The sequence below is a fragment of the Devosia sp. P2_G7 genome (assembly GCF_056403495.1).
Genome location: NZ_JBFUFI010000010.1, coordinates 121155 through 136681 on the forward strand (window position 1 = coordinate 121155; position 15527 = coordinate 136681).

The following is a 15527-nucleotide window of genomic DNA, read 5'->3' on the forward strand; positions in this document are numbered from 1 at the left end:
CACCCACAGGAGGGTCAGATGGCCAGAGTTGTATTGCGCTTTTCCATGTCCCTCGATGGCTACGTCACGGGGCCGGAAGTCTCGGCGCGTGACCCCATGGGTATCGGCGGCGACCGCCTGCACGAGTGGATGTTTCCTGCAGACAAACAGGACAAGGACCCCGCTGACGCTGCCGAGGCCGCCGCGTCGGTCAACGCCTTCGGCGCAGTGATCGTCGGCCGGCGGACCTTCGATCTCGGCTTCGTGCACTGGGATGACGACACGCCCTACCCGGCGCCGTCGTTCGTGCTGACCCACAACCCGCGGCCGGACCTCCCGACCAAGAGCGCCAGCTTCCGCTTTGTCACCGATGGCGTCGAAAGCGTCGTGCGGCAGGCGAAGAACGCGGCAGACGGCAAGGACGTGATCGTAATGGGAGCCGAGGCTGCCCAGCAGATCCTTAGGGCCGGCCTTGCCGACGCGCTGCAGATCCAGGTGGTCAGCGTGCTGCTCGCCAGCGGCACGCGGCTCTTCGACAAGATTGGCGACGCTCACATCGAGCTCGTCCGCACCCGGGTCGTGGCGGCCTCGCCTGATGTGACCCACTTCGAATTCAACATCATCAACCAAGCCTAGAATGAGGAAATGCAAATGACCGAACGTTCCATCGCCCACGGCAGCTTCACCATCGAGCGCAAGTACAAGCATCCGGTGTCCAAGGTGTTCTCGGCCTGGTCCAATCCCGAGTTCAAGCGCCAGTGGTTCGGCTCGCCCGATCCGGCAAAGCCCAACAGCATCTTCGAGTTCAAGGAGGGGGGCCGCGAGTACAATGCCGAGAAGATGGGCGACACCGACTTCGTCTTCGACGTCACCTATCGCGACATCGTGCCGGACAACCGCATCATCTACACCTACGAGATGCACATGAATGGGCAGCGCATCTCGGTCAGCGTCGCGACCGTCGAGTTCACCGCCCAGGACGGCGGCACGCGGATGGTGCTGCGCGAAGACGGCGCCTTCCTCGACGGGCTCGACACCTCGGCCCAGCGCGAGGCCGGCACCAACTTCCTGATGGACCAGATCGGCATCTGGCTCGACAAGCAGTGAGCCCCATCAGCAAGGCCGTCCGCGTCGGCGACCTCGAGGTGCACTACCTCGAGGAAGGCCGCGGGCAGCCGCTGCTGCTCCTCCACGGGGGAACAGCGACTGCCAGCTCGTGGGGCGAGGCGATGCCGCGGATGGCCGACCGCTACCGCGTCTTCGCCCTCGATACCCGCGGGCACGGCAAGACCAGCAACCCGGCGCAGAAGATGAGCTACGCCCAGTTCGCCGACGACGTCGCCGGGTTCATCGCGGCGCTAGGGCTGAAGCGTCCGCTGATCGTCGGATACAGCGATGGCGGGCAGACGGCGCTGGAGTTCGGGCTCCGCCATCCCGGTAAGGCCGGTGCGCTGGTGCTGGGCGGCACGCTCAGCGAGCCGACGGATGCCTATATCGAGGGGCTGCACGGCTGGGGGTTTCCATCGCCCGGCGAGGTGGATTTCGACCGACTGGCGCGCGAGTTTGGTCCGTATTTCGAGCAAATCAAGGTGGCGCACGCGCACCACTATGGCCCCGACTATTGGAAGTCGTTCCTGCGCCAGATCTCCGAGCTTTGGTTCACCCTGCCCCGCTACACCGAACGGCAACTTGCCTCGATCTCGGTCCCGGCACTGGTGATCATGGGAGATCGAGACCAGTTGGGCGGGATTGAGGAAGCCAATCGGCTCTACCGGCACCTTGGCGCCGGCGAACTGGCGATCATCGCCAATGTCGGCCACGAGGCGGTCAACAAGCCGCTGTTCTGGGATGCGGTGCGCGAGTTTCTGGCCCGGCATGACGAGCGGGACTGACGCGGGCCAGCCCCCTATTCCGCCGCCGCCTTCACCCTCGGCCGCACCCGGTGCCGTCCCACCGGCACGATCATCGGCGTGTGCGAGACCGGATCCGGGCACACCTCGGCTTCCATACCAAACACCGATTTCACCAGCTCCGCTGTCACCACTTCGCCCGGCGCGCCCGATGCCGCGATCTTGCCGTCTCGCATGGCGACGATGTGGTCGGCGTAGCGGCAGGCGAGGTTCAGGTCGTGCAGCACGGCGACCACGGTACGGCCGCGCTGTTGCACCAGGTCGGTGAGCAGGTCGAGCACCTCGACCTGGTGGTTGATGTCGAGGAACGTCGTCGGCTCGTCGAGCAGCAGCAGCTCGGTTTCCTGCGCCAGCGCCATGGCGATCCAGACGCGCTGGCGCTGCCCGCCGGAGAGTTCGTCCACCACCCGACCGGCCAGGTCGAGCGTGTCGGTCGCCTGCAGCGCCGTGGCCACAGCCGCATCGTCCGCGGCCATCCATTGGCGGAACCACCCCTGGTGCGGGTAGCGGCCGCGACCGACGAGGTCGGCGACGGTGATTCCGTCCGGCGCCACAGGGGTCTGCGGCAGGACGCCGAGTAGCCTTGCCACCTCGCGGGTGGGCATCTGGTGGATGGCGCGGCCGTCGAGATAGACCGTGCCGGCGGTTGGTGTCAGCAGCCGCGCCAGCCCGCGCAGCAGCGTGGACTTGCCGCAGGCATTGGCGCCGACGATCACTGTGAACTTGCCGGGCGGGATGTCGAGGCTGAGCTTCTCCACGATGGTGCGATCGCCATAGCCGAGCGTCAGGTCGGCGGCCGAGAGCTGGTGGTTCACTGACATCAAACGCCTCCGGATCAGCCGCCGCGACCGGAACGTTGGGCGGCGGCGAGCAGGTAGATGAGGAACGCGGCGCCGAGCGCGCCGGTGACGACGCCAACCGGCAACTGGTTTCGGCCAAGCATGTGCTGGGCGACGAAATCGGAGCCGTTGGTGACGAGGCCGCCGACCAGCGCGGCCGGGATCAGTGCGCCTCCGGAGGGGCCGAGCAGGCGCCGCGCGATCGGGCCGGCGATGAAGGCGACGAACGATACCGGGCCGACAGCCGCCGTGGCGAAGGCGGCCAGCAATACGGCGACGAGGATCAGGCCGAGGCGGGAAAACTCCACCCTGGTGCCGAGCGCAATAGCCGCGTCGTCGCCCAGTTGCAGCGATTGCAGTGGCCGCGACAACAGGGCTGCCAGCAGGCCGAGAACCAATAGCGCGACGGCCAGCGGCGTCAGCCCCTCGAAACTCGCGCCATTGAGGCTGCCGGTCAGCCAGCTCAGCGCCTCCTGCACTTCCATGATGCGGGCGCGGGTGAACAGGTACGAGACCACCGCCCCCGCCAGCGCCGCCATGCCGATGCCGATCAGCACCAGCCGGTAGGGCGTGACGCCATTGCGCCAGGCGAGCCCGTAGATCAGCAGCGCCGTCAGCACCGCGCCGCCGCAGGCCATGACCGAGACACCGAGCCCCGACCACTTGAACACGATGATCGCCAGCACCGCCGCGGCGCTGGCGCCGGTCGTGATGCCGACGATGTCGGGGCTGGCGAGCGGGTTGCGGAGGATGGTCTGGAAGATGACGCCGGAAAGTCCGAACGCCGCGCCGGACAGCAGTCCGGCCATGACGCGCGGCAGGCGGACGCCGAGCACGATGAAGTCGTTCGCCGCGTCAGCGTTGCCGGTGAGCGGTGAAAGCAGCGAGCGCGCCACGTCGGCGAGCGGCAGCGGATAGTCGCCCACCGACATCGAGAGGCTCGCCACCGCCAGCGACAGGAGCGCGAGGGCGAGCACCACGAGGCCATAGCGCCGCTGCAGGCGTTTGCGCGCCGCGACGACTGCGCCGACGGGGTTGAGGCTGGACGTGGCGCTCATAACTCCGCCAGCTTCCTGCGCCTGACCAGCGCGATGAAGAACGGCGCCCCGAGCGCAGCGGTGACGATGCCGACCTGCAACTCGCCCGGCGGCACGATCACCCGGCCGATGATATCGGCGCCGAGCAGCAGGATGGGCGCCAGCAGCATCGAGTACGGCAGGATCCAGCGGTAGTTCGGGCCGGTGAAGGCACGGGCAAGATGCGGCACGGTGAGGCCGACGAAGGCGATCGGCCCAGCCGCGGCAGTTGCAGCTCCGGCGAGGATCACCGCCGCGAAACCAACCAGCGCGCGGGAACGCTGCACCTTGAGGCCGAGGCCGCGGGCGACGTCGTCACCCAGCGCCAGCCCGTCGAGTATACGCGAGGTCAGCAGCGCCAGGACGATGCCGGCGAGGATGAACGGCGTCACCTGCATCAGGATGTCGGTGGTGCGCCCGGTGAGCGCGCCGACCTGCCAGAAGCGGATCTGATCGAGCGTTTCGACATTGGTAATGAGGATGGCGCTGGTGAGCGAGGTGAGCGCCGCGGTGACCGCCGCGCCGGCCAGCGCCAGCTTCACCGGCGTCGCGCCTTCGCGACCGAGCGATGCGACGAGGTAGACCACCAGCATCGCCGCCCCTGCCCCGAGGAAGGCAAGCCAGACATAGCCCGAGAGCTGCGTAATGCCGAACACCGAGATGCCAAGCACCACACAGAGCGTCGCGCCGGCATTGATGCCGAGGATGCCGGGATCGGCCAGCGGGTTACGGGTCGCGCCTTGCAGGATAGCGCCCGAGAGCCCCAGCGCCGCCCCGACCAGCAGGCCCACCAGCGTGCGCGGCAGCCTGAGGTCGAGGATGATCTTGTGGTTGGTTTGCGTCGCGTCCAACGCCGTCAGCGTGTTCCAGATGTCGCCCAGCGCGATCGGCCGGGCGCCCACGGTGATCGAGAGCACCAGCACCACGACAAGCAGCAGCGCCAGCAGCACGAAGCCGCCGGCGCGTGCTGCAGGTGGAAGGCCCGCCGCCGATGTGGCGCTGGCCGGCACTTAGTCGCCGACGGTCGCGTCGGCAGCGTCAATAGCCGCGGTGAGCTTGTCGAGCTCACGGGCATAGGCGGCGTAGTTGCGCAGCCAGAACGCCGGCCAGTCGGTCACCTGCCCCGCTGCGGCGGCACGCAAGGTGGTCCAGGTGGCCTGCGCCTTGGCCGTCTCGATCGTGGTTTTGGAGCGATTGTCCACCAGGATCAGGTCGGGCTGGTACTTGTCGATCTGCTCCCAGCTCAAGGTCTCCCAGTAGCCGCGATCATCGGCGACCGGCGGATCGATCAGCTTGAGGCCCCAGGACGCAAAGTCCATCAGTTCGGACGAACCGGCGGTCGCGGCGACATACAGCGCGTCCGTGCCGGCCCACACCGCGAGGGCGGAAAGGTCGGGCTTGGCGGCCACGGCCGCCTTGAACTTGTCACGCGAGGCAACGAACGCAGCCTTTTCGGCGGCGACCTGCGGAGCAGCCAGATCGGCGCCGAGGCTCTCGGCGAGCTTCTCGTAGTCTTCGATCAGGGTGACGATCGAGGCACCCTGCCTGGGGCCGGTGACCGGGGCCAGGGGCTTCAGCGCATTGACCACGTCCGCACCGCCGCTCCAGGCGCTGTCGAGTGGCCACCACTCGCCGACGATCAGGTCCGGCTTCAGCGCCGCGGCCTTCTCGATGCTGACTTCGCCCCAGGCCTCGCCGATGATCGCAATGCCCGTCAGGTCGAGCCCCTCGAGCGCCTTGGCGTCGGCGACGGCGCTGTCGGCGTAGATGCCGACCGGACGAATGCCGAGCGGGATCAGGCCGGCTGCGGCGTCCTGGCTGGCGATGATGCGAGTGGGCACATGGTCCAGCGTCACGGTAGCGCCCGAGCCACCGACATAGCTCCAGGCCTGCGCGAGCGCGGCGCCGGGCAAAGCCAGCAGAAGCGTCGCAAAAGCAGTGGTGGCAAGAGCTTTGAGGGACATAACAGGGACCCGAAAATATGTTGATTATGGGGGTCACCTATCAAGGCGCTAAGCTGATTAGTCAAGTCATGTTTCCGCCTCGATCCCGCAGGTCATCCGGCTTTCACCAATCGGTGCTACGATTTAGTCGCCAACGGGAGACGGGCTGAGCGTGATCGAGCTGCCGGCGACCATCCAGGAGTACTGGTATGCCTTCGATTGGGACGTCGAGGCGCTGTGGGCGTTGGACCTGCCGGCCGAAACATTCCCGATCGACAGGCTGCTCTGGCACCTCGACGTGCCCGTGTGGGGGCTCGGCGACGACCGGTACGTGCTGACGCCGCGCCAGGTGCTGCGCGCGCCGTTTCGCTACGAAAAGGAATACCGGCGGGTACGCGCGGCGAACCTGATGTTCCCGATCGAGATCACCCGCTTCAAGGGGCGCTGGCTGATCCTCGACGGCGTGCACCGGCTGACGCGGGCGCATGAGGACGGGCACGAGGAGATCTTGGTGCGCAAGGTGCCGAGCAAGCTGATCCGCTGACCTCGCTACACACCCGATGTCATCCCCGCGAAAACTGGGATTTCCGTTCGCAGGCGAGAAACAGGGGTTCCCGCTTTCGCGGGAATGACCCGGTATTGGATGGCAATATCCTGAAAGTCAGCTGGCCACGCGGTACGGGCTGAAGTTGCGGCCGTCGCCGCGATCGGAGAGGCTCGACCAGACCACCCAGTATTTGCCCTGCTCGTCCGGCACCAGCACTTCGGCCTCGCGGCCGCTATGGGCCTGGAAGCGGGCCAGCGACTGCGCCTCGAGCGCCGCATTGGAGCGCGACGCGTAAGGCCCGTGCGCCTTGCCCTCGAAATCGACCCACCAATTGTCGCGGCTCTGGATCACGAGGTAGAGCGCCTTGGCCATTCGAGAGGTCACCCCTGCTGTTAGCGGAACCGTTATCACCGATTCTGGTGCCGTTCCGTCATCTGGAACGAGTTTCGCACAAGTGCGTAGTTCGAGCGAGAGTACGAAGCGTCGCGGGTTTTATGAAATGATGCGCCAAATTTGCGTGAAAGCAAGCTTAGGCGGACGACAGCCGGGGCGAGAGCTTGCTTGCCCGAGCGGGCAAGCTTGGAGGCGCTATCTATCGTTGCGGGCGCAGTAACGGCCGCGGCGCAAACTACATCGGAAAGCTGAGGCAGCCGAAGTATTGGCTGCACCACCCGTCAGGCTGGCGCGCTGCGCCGCGGCATGCATGATGTCCGGCATGCAAACACTCAAAGTCATCTACGATACCGACCCCGGCGTCGACGACGCCATGGCCCTGCTGCTGCTCGCCCGTCATCCGCGGATCGAATTGATCGGCGTCACTACGGTGTTCGGCAATGCGGACATCGCGACGACCACGCGCAACGCGCTGTACCTCAAGCAGAAGCTCGGCTTCAGCGCGCCCATTGCTCAGGGCGCGGGCGCACCGCTGGTGGGCGAGCCCGATGCGCCGCCGACGTTCGTCCATGGCGTGAACGGTCTCGGCGACATCTGGCTGCCAGCGGTCACCGAGACTGCCGACCCGCGCCCGGCGCATCAGCTGATCATCGATCTCGTCCGCGCTAACCCGCACGAGGTGACGATCATCGCCGTCGGCCGGATGACCAACCTCGAGCGTGCCATGCGCGAGGCGCCGGAGATCGTCGGGCTGGTCAAGCAGGTGCTGGTGATGGGCGGCGCGTTTGGCCGCAATGGGCACACCGGCAATGTCACGCCGGTCGCCGAGGCCAATATCTGGGGCGACCCGGATGCCGCCGACATCGTCTTCGGTGCCGCCTGGCCGGTGTCGATCGCCGGGCTCGACGTGACGCAGGCGACAATCATGACCGAGCCCTATCTCGAGGAGCTCGCGGACGCCGCCGGCAGCGACGGGGCGTTCGTTCGCGCCATCTCGGCCTTCTACCAGAACTTCCATCGAGAGAGCGCCGGGCTCGACGGCTTCTATGTCCACGACTCGAGCGCGGTGGCCCTCGCCCTGCATCCCGAGTTCTACAAGGTCGAGACCGGAGCGATCCGGGTCGTCACCGAGGGCATCGCCATCGGCCAGACGATCATCAAGCCGGATGGTCGCAACTATCCACCGGGTCCCTGGGACGGTCGCCCGAGCCAGAGCATAGCAGTCGGGGTCGATGCGGATGCGGTGCTGAAGCTATATCGGGATACACTGGTGGGAGGCGCCTGATGTATGGGCTCATCGGCAAGATCACCGCTGCCCCCGGCCAGCGCGCGACGCTGGTTGCGCTGCTCACGCGCGAGGGCGGCATGCCGGGGTGCCTGAGCTATGTGGTCGCCCATGACCCGCAGGACGCCGATGCGATCTACGTCACTGAGGTGTGGGTGAGCAGTGAGGCGCATCAGGCGTCGCTGGCGCTGCCCGAGGTGAAGGAGGCTATCGCCAAGGGGCGGCCACTCATTGCCAGCTTCGAGACGATCGCCGTCACTAAACCGGTGGGCGGGATCGGTCTCTAGGCGCTCAGCTTCAAGCCGGGCGGCGGTACTGGTAAATTCCGACGTCGATCGAGCCTTCGGCGAAGCCGGCTTCGCAATAGCTCAGGTAGTACACCCACTTGCGACGGAATTCCTCGGTGTAGCCGAGCTTCTTGATGTCGTTCCAGCGCTCGAGGAAGCGCTCGCGCCATAGCTTCAGGGTCTTGGCGTAGCTCAGGCGGAAGGTGTCGACATTCTCGAGGATCAGGCCGACCTTGTCGCCCTGCTCCTTCATCGCCGTCTTGGTCAGCAACATGCCGCCGGGGAAGATGAAGCGCTGGATGAAATCCGGGCGCGCCCGGTAGTCATGGAAATCCTGCTCGCCGATGGTGATCGCCTGGATCGCCGCGGTGCCACCCGGCTTCAGCCGGTCGTGCACGGTCTTGAAATAGCTCGGCCAGTGCTCCTCGCCCACCGCTTCGATCATCTCGATCGAAGCGACGTGGTCGAACTCGCCGCGGGTGTCGCGATAGTCCTCGAAGTGCATGGCGGCTAGGCCATCCAGCCCCTGCCGCTGCAGCCGCTCGTTGGCATATTTCAGCTGTTCGGCCGACAGCGTAATGCCATAGACCTCGGCGGCGAAATCCTTGGCCGCAGTCTCGGCGAAGCCGCCCCAGCCGCAGCCGATCTCCAGCACGCGGTGGCCCGCCTTCACCCCCGCCATCTCGGCGACGCGGCGGTATTTGGTGTGCTGTGCGTCGGTGAGCGACTGGTCGTCGGAGGTGAAGATGGCCGAGGAGTAGGTCATAGAGGGATCGAGCCACTCGGCGTAGAAGTCATTGCCGAGGTCGTAGTGCTCGGAAATGTTCTTCTTACTGCCCTCTTTCGAGTTGTGGCGGCTCAGGTGGTAGGTGATGTCCTGGGCGGCGCGGCCATACCAGGAGTCCTCACCGCTATCGAGCACGTCGCGGTTCTGCAGGAAGTAGCGGAACAGCCCCGTCAGGTCCTCGATCTCGACATCGCCATCGATGTACGCCTGCGCAAAGCCCACGGTGCCGCGCTGCAGCGTCTTCTGCAGCACCTTGAAGTTGTGCAGGGTCAGCCGGGCATGCACGCCAGTCGCCGGATCGCCGAAGGTGCGGGAGCGGCCATTGGGGAAGGTGATGGTCACTGCACCATGCTTGGGACGCCCGATAAGGCGCTTTCCCAGCCATGCCGCAACGGTCGACAGCAGATGGGTCCACGGCGTGGGCGACACCGCCCTCGTTTCAACCGCAAGCTTATCCATGACGCAACATTCCAGACTATTGGTCCGCTCCGCCGAGCGGTCAAACCAACGCCGCCGCGTCAGTGCCAGAAGCAACAGCAGCGGCGTTCCCCGCGAATTAGGGCAGCACTTTAGCCGCCATAAGTGGATATGCAAGCATGACTTTCAAGCCGCAAGCGGTGCTTTCAGTCCGCTAACGACCACCCGGCCGCGCCACGTCCAGCAGGCGAAACTGCACCTCTTCCCGGCCCTGCCAGTGATCGATCGACAACGTTCCGGCCATGTGTAGCGGGGTATCGTTGCCGGCGCTGAGCAGCACCTCGCCCAGCGCCGTCGTGGCGGCGCGGAAGGCGATGGCCTTGAGTCGCGCGCCGTCGTCGGAGGTCAGGGTGAACTTCACGTGCCCGCCCGTGCCGACGATTTCAGCGAACCGCGCCTTGTGCGACGGGAACGCGAAAACCGGCTGCGGACTGCCCGCGCCGAACGGCCCTGCCCGCTCGATCTCGTGGACGAACTGCGGGGTCGCCCCGCGCGCCGTCATCGCCGCATCGATGGAGAGCGCGGTGAGCGCCCGCGCCGCGCCAACGCTGGTGCCCAGCCGCTCCACCACATGGGCGCGGAACGGTCCGAGTTGACCGGGCTTCAATGTCACGCCCGCCGCCATGGCGTGGCCTCCGCCCTTGGCCGCAAGGCCCAGTTCCACCGCCTCGATCACGGCGCTGCCGAGATCGACCCCCGGCATCGAGCGGCCGGAACCGGTGCCGGTGCCGTCGGGCTGCAGGGCGATGGCAAAGGTGGGCCGCTCGAAGCGCTCGCGCAGGCGCGCTGCGATCAGGCCGGCGACGCCGGGGTGCCAGTTGGCGGACGCCAGAACCAGCACCGGCGGGCCCTCCCCGCTGCCGATCTCGACCTCGGCGGCGCGGGTCGCTTCCTCCACCGCCTCGACCTCGATGCGCTGTCGTTCCACATTGAGCTCGTTGAGCTGCGCCGCGATCTGCAGCGCCTGCTGCTCGTCGTCGAGCGACAGCAGTCGCGTGCCCAACGCCGCGTCACCGATGCGGCCGCCCGCGTTGATGCGCGGCCCGATTAGGTAACCAAGGTGATACGCGTTCAAGGGTCCTGACAGCCGCGCCGCCAGCGCCAGCGCGCTGATACCGCGATTGGAGCCGGTGCGCGCAACTTCGAGGCCGCGTGCCACGAAGGCCCGGTTCAGACCCTTCAACGGCACCACGTCGCACACCGTCGCCAGCGCCACGAGATCGATCATGGTCATCAGGTTGGGCAGGCCGGTATCGCCACGCTGCTTCAGCAGCCGGTTGGTCGCCACCAGCACCATGAAGGTGACGCCGGCGGCGCAGAGATAGCCGAGACCGGAAATGTCGTCCGGACGATTGGGGTTCACCAGCGCGTTGGCCGGTGGCAGCTCGGCGTCGGACAGGTGGTGGTCGATCACCAGCACATCGAGCCCGCGCTCGCGGGCATGGGCGATCGGCTTGTCGCTGGTGGTGCCGCAATCGAGCGTGATCAGCAGCTTGGCCCCGCCATCCACCAGCTTGTCGATTGCGGTGGTGTTGGGCCCATAGCCCTCGAAGATGCGATCGGGAATGTGGATCTGCGGATCGAGCCCGAAATGCCGCAGGTACCGCGCCATCAGCGCGCAGGAACAGGCGCCGTCGACGTCGTAGTCGCCGAACAGCGCCACCGGCTCGTTGTCGGTGATGGCGCGCGCCAGCCGCTCGGCCAGAGCGTCCATCCCCGCCAGCGTCGACGGGTCGGGCATCAGCTCGCGAATGGTCGGCTGCAGGTAGGTCTCGGCGGCGTCGACATCGACGCCCCGCCCAGCCACGATGCGCGCAAGGATTTCCGACAGATCAGTGCGCTGCCCGATGGCCGAGGCGGTGCGCAGCGCCGCCGCATCGAGCCGATCCACCCAGGAGCGGCCCAGCGCGGATTTCGACACATCAAGGAAATAGGGGCGCGGCTCGTCCATCACCGGCGGAGGTAAGCAGAATAGGCGTCCTAGTCGAGGGGCGAGGATGGTTTTCCTCTGCTTCGCCCTCTCTGATGATGCGCCGGTCGCGACCAAAATCGGACATGCAGGACTTGCAAGGTCTAAAACTCACCCCCGACCGCCCCCATATGAACGACAGTTTTTCATGGGGAACCACAATGTTCGCTTCGCGGGGCTTTCGACTTTCGGCCCTTCTCGCCACCCTGATCATGGCCTTCTCGCTCGTCGCGGTGGATACCGCCGAGGCGCGGCGGGGCGGCAGCTTCGGCAGCCGCGGCACGTTCACTCAGCGCAGCGTACCGGCGACGCAGGTTTCGCCAAAGACGACCGCGCCGGTGCAGAACACGATGACCAACAGCACGACCCGCAATAACACGGTCGGCAACGCCACGACGCCGGCGCGCCCGAGCATTTTCGGCGGCTTCGGCGGCGCGCTGCTCGGCGGCTTCCTGTTCAGCGGCCTGTTCGGCATGCTGTTCGGGTTCGGCTTTGGCGGCTTCGGCGGCATGCTCGCCCTGCTGTTCCAGGTGGTGATCATCGGCCTGATCGTCAGCTTCTTCCTGCGCCGCCGCCAGCAGCGCCCGGCGATGGCCGGCGGTGGACCGCTCAACTACGAGGCGCCGCGCGCCGCGCAGACCTACGGCAGCAGCGGCACCAACTCGCAGGGCCAGCGCTCGGGCGCATCGCGCCGCGCCGGCAACCGTGACCAGATCGGTATCACGGATGCCGACCTCAACACTTTCGAGGGCCACCTCAAGGAACTGCAGGACGCCTACTCGCGCGAGGACTACGCCGCCTTGCGCCGGATCTCGACGCCGGAAGTCATGGGCTACCTGGCCGAAGAGCTGGGCGAGAACGCCACCAAGGGTCTCAGGAATGAGGTCTATGACATCAAACTGCTGGCCGGCGACGTGGCCGAGGCCTGGCGCGAGGGCAACACCGACTACGCGACCGTGGCGATGCGCTACGAATCCCGCGACGTCACCCGTAACCGCGCCACAGGCGAGATCGTCTCCGGGGACGACCGGGTGACCGAGACCGCCGAAGTCTGGACCTTCGTGCGCCAGAATGGCGGTGGCTGGCTGATCAGCGCCATCCAGGAAGCGTAAGCTCCCGATTACCGAAATGTACGCGGGCCGCCCGGTGGGCGGCCCGTTCTCGTATCAGGGCAGCGCGGCGACCAGCGCCACCCACTCACTGACCACCGCCGCCAGCGCCGTGCGCTTGGCCTCGACATCGGCCATCGTGTCGAACCGTGCCAGGCGGCGATCCTTGTAGTCACCCTCAAGCAAGCCGCGCCGATCGTCGATCATCAGCCCGCCAGGGAACACCAGCACCAGCTGAACGAAGCCGGTCTGCCGCAGGTTGAACGCCGCCATGTCGTGCCTGCCAAGGTAATAGCTCGGCGCGTTCCACTTGACCCGCTCGCCCAGTTCCGGCCCCGCCGCCCTGACGATGCGGCGCAGCGCGTCGATCTCGGCCTTCAGCGGATGGTCGAGCGCTGCCATCAGCGCCGCGACCTGTTCCGCGTCGGCGGGTTTCACCGGTGGTGTTCCGCAGTGATCCAACGCACCGTCTGGCTCCACGAGCGCATCACGACCGTGTTGGTGCGCACTGAGTTCTTGCCATAGCGGACGCCGCTCAAGAGGCTGCCGTCGGTGACGCCAGTTGCGGCGAACAGCACGTCGCCCGAGGCCAGCTCGTTGGTGCGATATTTCCGGTTCGGATCGGTGATCCCCATCTTCAGCGCCCGAGCCCGCTTCTCGTCGGTGTCGAGAATGAGTTTCCCCTGCATCTGGCCGCCGATGCAGCGGAGTGCCGCCGCCGCCAGTACGCCTTCAGGTGCGCCGCCGGACCCGAGATAGATGTCGATGCCGGTATCCTCGGTGTTTACCGCATGGATGATGCCGGCGATGTCGCCGTCGGAGATCAGCTTGATGGCGACCCCCGCGGTGCGCAGGTCATCGATCAGCCCGGCATGGCGCGGACGATCCAGCACGCAGGCCGTGATTTCGCTGACCGGCACGCCCTTGGCCTTGGCCAGCGCCTTCACGTTGACCATGGCGCTCTGGTCGAGGTCGACCACGCCCTCGGGGTAACCGGCGCCGATGGCGATCTTGTGCATATAGACGTCGGGAGCATTCAGCAGCCCGCCGCGCTCAGCCATGGCCAGCACGCAGATCGAATCGGGCTGGTTCTTGGCGCACAGCGTCGTGCCTTCCAGCGGGTCGACGGCGATATCGACCTCGGGGCCGTCGCCGGCACCCACCTCCTCGCCGATGAACAGCATCGGCGCTTCGTCGCGCTCGCCCTCACCGATGACGATGCGGCCGTGGATGTGCACGTTGCCCATCTCGCCACGCATCGCTTCGACGGCAGCAGCATCGGCCGCCTTTTCGTCGCCCTTGCCGCGCCACTGGGCGGCGGCGAGCGCCGCGGCCTCGGTGACGCGCACCAGTTCGAGGGTGAGCGAACGGTCGATCGCCGCCTGCCGGTCGGTATCGGACTTGCTGAGCTTCATGAGCACTCCCTGCCTCCGCCGCAGGGAGGCTTCACTAGAGTTGTTCGATCCGGATCATCTGCGGATCGCCGACGATGAAGCCATCGCCCTTGATCGCCTGCAAGGCGTCACGGACGGTCTGCTCCATGGTGGAGTGCGTGAGCAGCACCACCGTACGGGATTCGGTCCCCGTCACGCCCGGCTCGCTAACACGCAAATCCGGACGCTGGATGACGCTTTCGAGCGAAATGCCCGCGGCACCCATGCGAGTAGCAATAGCGGCAAACGCGCCGGGCACATCCCTGACATTTAGTCGGATGTAGTAACCGCCCTCGTGCTCGCGGATCGGCGCGCGGCGATAGGGCGTCAGTTCCGCCACCGGCACGCCGAGCGGCGGCACTCGCGTGCCGCGGGCAATGTCGAGGATGTCCGATAGCACGGACGACGCGGTCGGCGGGCCACCGGCGCCGGGGCCGGCGAGCAGCAGCTCGTGCACGTGGTCGGTCTCGAGCGCCACGGCGTTCAGCACGCCATCGACGCCGGCGATGGCCGACGTCTTGGGCACCAGCGTCGGGTGCACGCGCTGGTCGATGCCATCGGCGGAGCGCTGGGCAATGCCGAGCAGCTTGATCTTGTAGCCGAGGTCGCCGGCCACCTTGATGTCGGCCTGGCTGATCGAGGTGATGCCCTCGACGAAGATTTCATCCGGCGCGATCTCGCAGCCGAAGCAGAGCGAGGCGAGGATGGCGAGCTTGTGGGCGGTGTCGAAGCCGTCGACGTCAAAACTCGGATCGGCCTCGGCATAGCCGAGCTTCTGTGCATCGGCGAGGCACTCGGCAAAGCTGATGCCCTCATTGCCCATGCGGGTCAGGATGTAGTTGCAAGTGCCGTTCATGATGCCGTAGACGCGGGCGATACGGGCCGAGCCGAGCCCCTCGCGCAGCGTCTTGATCACCGGAATGCCGCCGGCCACCGCCGCCTCGAAGCCGAGCTGCGCGCCCGATTCCTCGGCGGCCTTCGCCAGATTGACGCCATGCCGCGCCAGCAGCGCCTTGTTGGCCGTAACCACAGGGCGCCCGATCTCCAGTGCGGCCTTCACCGCGGCCAGCGCGGGCCCATCCTCACCGCCGATCAGCTCGACGAAGAGGTCGATGCCGTCCGATTTGGCGAGCGCCACCGGATCATCGAACCATTCGAGATTGCTCGCATCGATGCCGCGGTCGCGGCTGCGCGAGCGGGCGCAGACGGCCGTAACGGTGATCTTCCGCCCCAACTTCCGCGTCAGCTCTTCGCCGTCTTTCTGGATGATCCGCACCAGCGTGGCGCCGACATTGCCGAGCCCGGCAACGCCGATCCTGAGCGGCGCCTCGAGGGCTGCGTCCGCATGGTCCTGCATCGCCTTGAGGATGCGGGTGCGCGTATCGGAGCGCGGCTCACGGCCTTCCCTGAGGTCGAACACGAACAGCGGGTCACCCGCGATCGTCCGCCCGAAGCGGGTGGGCGTCCAATCGCGCGCAGCGATGAAGGCTTCA

Annotated in this window: 17 protein-coding genes; 7 read left to right on the top strand and 10 right to left on the bottom strand. The window is 66.8% G+C overall.

Annotated elements, in window-relative coordinates; genetic code table 11:
* Positions 1-18: 18 nt before the first annotated feature.
* The 3 genes from AC1DWU_RS16700 to AC1DWU_RS16710 are packed head-to-tail and all read left to right on the top strand — an operon-like array spanning position 19 to position 1871.
* Positions 19-615 (top strand): dihydrofolate reductase family protein, encoded by a 597-nt coding sequence (locus tag AC1DWU_RS16700; RefSeq protein WP_477151126.1) that lies wholly within the window; start codon positions 19-21, stop codon positions 613-615.
* Positions 616-630: 15 nt separating this feature from the next.
* On the top strand, positions 631-1086 hold the full coding sequence (locus tag AC1DWU_RS16705; protein WP_477151127.1) for an SRPBCC family protein: 456 nt from the start codon (positions 631-633) through the stop codon (positions 1084-1086).
* On the top strand, positions 1083-1871 hold the full coding sequence (locus AC1DWU_RS16710; protein WP_477151128.1) for an alpha/beta fold hydrolase: 789 nt from the start codon (positions 1083-1085) through the stop codon (positions 1869-1871). The genes AC1DWU_RS16705 and AC1DWU_RS16710 overlap by 4 nt, the downstream gene beginning before the upstream one ends.
* 14 nt (positions 1872-1885) lie before the next feature.
* Here AC1DWU_RS16710 and AC1DWU_RS16715 read toward each other — a convergent pair whose 3' ends face one another.
* From AC1DWU_RS16715 to AC1DWU_RS16730, 4 genes are read right to left on the bottom strand one after another with little or no spacing between them, the layout of a single operon-like run.
* Positions 1886-2710, bottom strand: a complete 825-nt coding sequence (locus AC1DWU_RS16715) for an ABC transporter ATP-binding protein (RefSeq protein ID WP_477151129.1) — start codon at positions 2708-2710, stop codon at positions 1886-1888.
* 14 nt (positions 2711-2724) lie between these two features.
* The gene (locus AC1DWU_RS16720; RefSeq protein WP_477151130.1) at positions 2725-3786 is read right to left on the bottom strand and encodes a FecCD family ABC transporter permease; all 1062 of its coding nucleotides are present in this window, start codon (positions 3784-3786) and stop codon (positions 2725-2727) included.
* Positions 3783-4814: a FecCD family ABC transporter permease gene (locus tag AC1DWU_RS16725; protein ID WP_477151131.1), complete on the bottom strand. Its 1032-nt coding sequence runs from the start codon at positions 4812-4814 to the stop codon at positions 3783-3785. Before AC1DWU_RS16725 ends, AC1DWU_RS16720 begins: the two co-directional genes overlap by 4 nt.
* Entirely contained in the window at positions 4815-5768 is a 954-nt protein-coding gene (locus AC1DWU_RS16730) for an ABC transporter substrate-binding protein (RefSeq protein ID WP_477151132.1), read from the bottom strand.
* Between the two features lie 151 nt (positions 5769-5919).
* Between AC1DWU_RS16730 and AC1DWU_RS16735 the strand changes: the two genes are divergently transcribed.
* Positions 5920-6291: a hypothetical protein gene (locus tag AC1DWU_RS16735; protein WP_477151133.1), complete on the top strand. Its 372-nt coding sequence runs from the start codon at positions 5920-5922 to the stop codon at positions 6289-6291.
* A 117-nt stretch (positions 6292-6408) separates the two neighbouring features.
* Here the strand turns inward: AC1DWU_RS16735 and AC1DWU_RS16740 are convergent, their stop codons facing one another.
* A complete protein-coding gene (locus AC1DWU_RS16740) occupies positions 6409-6666 on the bottom strand; it encodes a hypothetical protein (RefSeq protein WP_477151134.1) in 258 nt (85 codons plus the stop codon).
* Positions 6667-7009: 343 nt separating this feature from the next.
* Between AC1DWU_RS16740 and AC1DWU_RS16745 the strand changes: the two genes are divergently transcribed.
* A complete protein-coding gene (locus tag AC1DWU_RS16745) occupies positions 7010-7972 on the top strand; it encodes a nucleoside hydrolase (RefSeq protein ID WP_477151135.1) in 963 nt (320 codons plus the stop codon).
* A complete protein-coding gene (locus tag AC1DWU_RS16750) occupies positions 7972-8259 on the top strand; it encodes a putative quinol monooxygenase (protein ID WP_477151136.1) in 288 nt (95 codons plus the stop codon). The genes AC1DWU_RS16745 and AC1DWU_RS16750 overlap by 1 nt, the downstream gene beginning before the upstream one ends.
* Positions 8260-8269: 10 nt before the next feature.
* Here the strand turns inward: AC1DWU_RS16750 and AC1DWU_RS16755 are convergent, their stop codons facing one another.
* Together AC1DWU_RS16755 and recJ are read right to left on the bottom strand one after the other, a co-directional pair.
* Positions 8270-9505 (bottom strand): class I SAM-dependent methyltransferase, encoded by a 1236-nt coding sequence (locus AC1DWU_RS16755; protein ID WP_477151137.1) that lies wholly within the window; start codon positions 9503-9505, stop codon positions 8270-8272.
* Between the two features lie 172 nt (positions 9506-9677).
* Positions 9678-11474 (bottom strand): single-stranded-DNA-specific exonuclease RecJ, encoded by a 1797-nt coding sequence (gene recJ / locus AC1DWU_RS16760; RefSeq protein WP_477151138.1) that lies wholly within the window; start codon positions 11472-11474, stop codon positions 9678-9680.
* A gap of 179 nt (positions 11475-11653) precedes the next feature.
* On the opposite strand from recJ, the gene AC1DWU_RS16765 reads away from it, so the two are divergent.
* Positions 11654-12604, top strand: a complete 951-nt coding sequence (locus tag AC1DWU_RS16765; RefSeq protein ID WP_477151139.1) for a Tim44 domain-containing protein — start codon at positions 11654-11656, stop codon at positions 12602-12604.
* 54 nt (positions 12605-12658) lie between these two features.
* Here AC1DWU_RS16765 and AC1DWU_RS16770 read toward each other — a convergent pair whose 3' ends face one another.
* Genes AC1DWU_RS16770 through AC1DWU_RS16780 form a run of 3 tightly spaced genes read right to left on the bottom strand, consistent with a single transcriptional unit; the run spans position 12659 to position 15391 of the window.
* A complete protein-coding gene (locus AC1DWU_RS16770) occupies positions 12659-13039 on the bottom strand; it encodes a DUF1801 domain-containing protein (RefSeq protein ID WP_477151140.1) in 381 nt (126 codons plus the stop codon).
* Positions 13036-14016 carry a class II fructose-bisphosphatase gene (glpX, locus tag AC1DWU_RS16775; protein WP_477151141.1) on the bottom strand — a complete coding sequence of 327 codons (981 nt, stop codon included), beginning with the start codon at positions 14014-14016 and terminating at the stop codon, positions 13036-13038. Before glpX ends, AC1DWU_RS16770 begins: the two co-directional genes overlap by 4 nt.
* 34 nt (positions 14017-14050) lie before the next feature.
* Positions 14051-15391 (bottom strand): homoserine dehydrogenase, encoded by a 1341-nt coding sequence (locus tag AC1DWU_RS16780; RefSeq protein WP_477151213.1) that lies wholly within the window; start codon positions 15389-15391, stop codon positions 14051-14053.
* Positions 15392-15527 lie beyond the last annotated feature (136 nt).

Bases quoted from the DNA above. Each gene is read 5' to 3' on its own strand.
- AC1DWU_RS16700 (WP_477151126.1), top strand. From the start codon at position 19: ATGGCCAGAGTTGTATTGCGCTTTTCCATGTCCCTCGATGGCTACGTC.
- AC1DWU_RS16705 (WP_477151127.1), top strand. From the start codon at position 631: ATGACCGAACGTTCCATCGCCCACGGCAGCTTCACCATCGAGCGCAAG.
- AC1DWU_RS16715 (WP_477151129.1), bottom strand. From the start codon at position 2,710: ATGTCAGTGAACCACCAGCTCTCGGCCGCCGACCTGACGCTCGGCTAT.
- AC1DWU_RS16720 (WP_477151130.1), bottom strand. From the start codon at position 3,786: ATGAGCGCCACGTCCAGCCTCAACCCCGTCGGCGCAGTCGTCGCGGCG.
- AC1DWU_RS16730 (WP_477151132.1), bottom strand. From the start codon at position 5,768: ATGTCCCTCAAAGCTCTTGCCACCACTGCTTTTGCGACGCTTCTGCTG.
- AC1DWU_RS16740 (WP_477151134.1), bottom strand. From the start codon at position 6,666: ATGGCCAAGGCGCTCTACCTCGTGATCCAGAGCCGCGACAATTGGTGG.
- AC1DWU_RS16745 (WP_477151135.1), top strand. From the start codon at position 7,010: ATGCAAACACTCAAAGTCATCTACGATACCGACCCCGGCGTCGACGAC.
- AC1DWU_RS16750 (WP_477151136.1), top strand. From the start codon at position 7,972: ATGTATGGGCTCATCGGCAAGATCACCGCTGCCCCCGGCCAGCGCGCG.
- AC1DWU_RS16755 (WP_477151137.1), bottom strand. From the start codon at position 9,505: ATGGATAAGCTTGCGGTTGAAACGAGGGCGGTGTCGCCCACGCCGTGG.
- recJ (WP_477151138.1), bottom strand. From the start codon at position 11,474: ATGGACGAGCCGCGCCCCTATTTCCTTGATGTGTCGAAATCCGCGCTG.
- AC1DWU_RS16765 (WP_477151139.1), top strand. From the start codon at position 11,654: ATGTTCGCTTCGCGGGGCTTTCGACTTTCGGCCCTTCTCGCCACCCTG.
- glpX (WP_477151141.1), bottom strand. From the start codon at position 14,016: ATGAAGCTCAGCAAGTCCGATACCGACCGGCAGGCGGCGATCGACCGT.
- AC1DWU_RS16780 (WP_477151213.1), bottom strand. From the start codon at position 15,391: ATGCAGGACCATGCGGACGCAGCCCTCGAGGCGCCGCTCAGGATCGGC.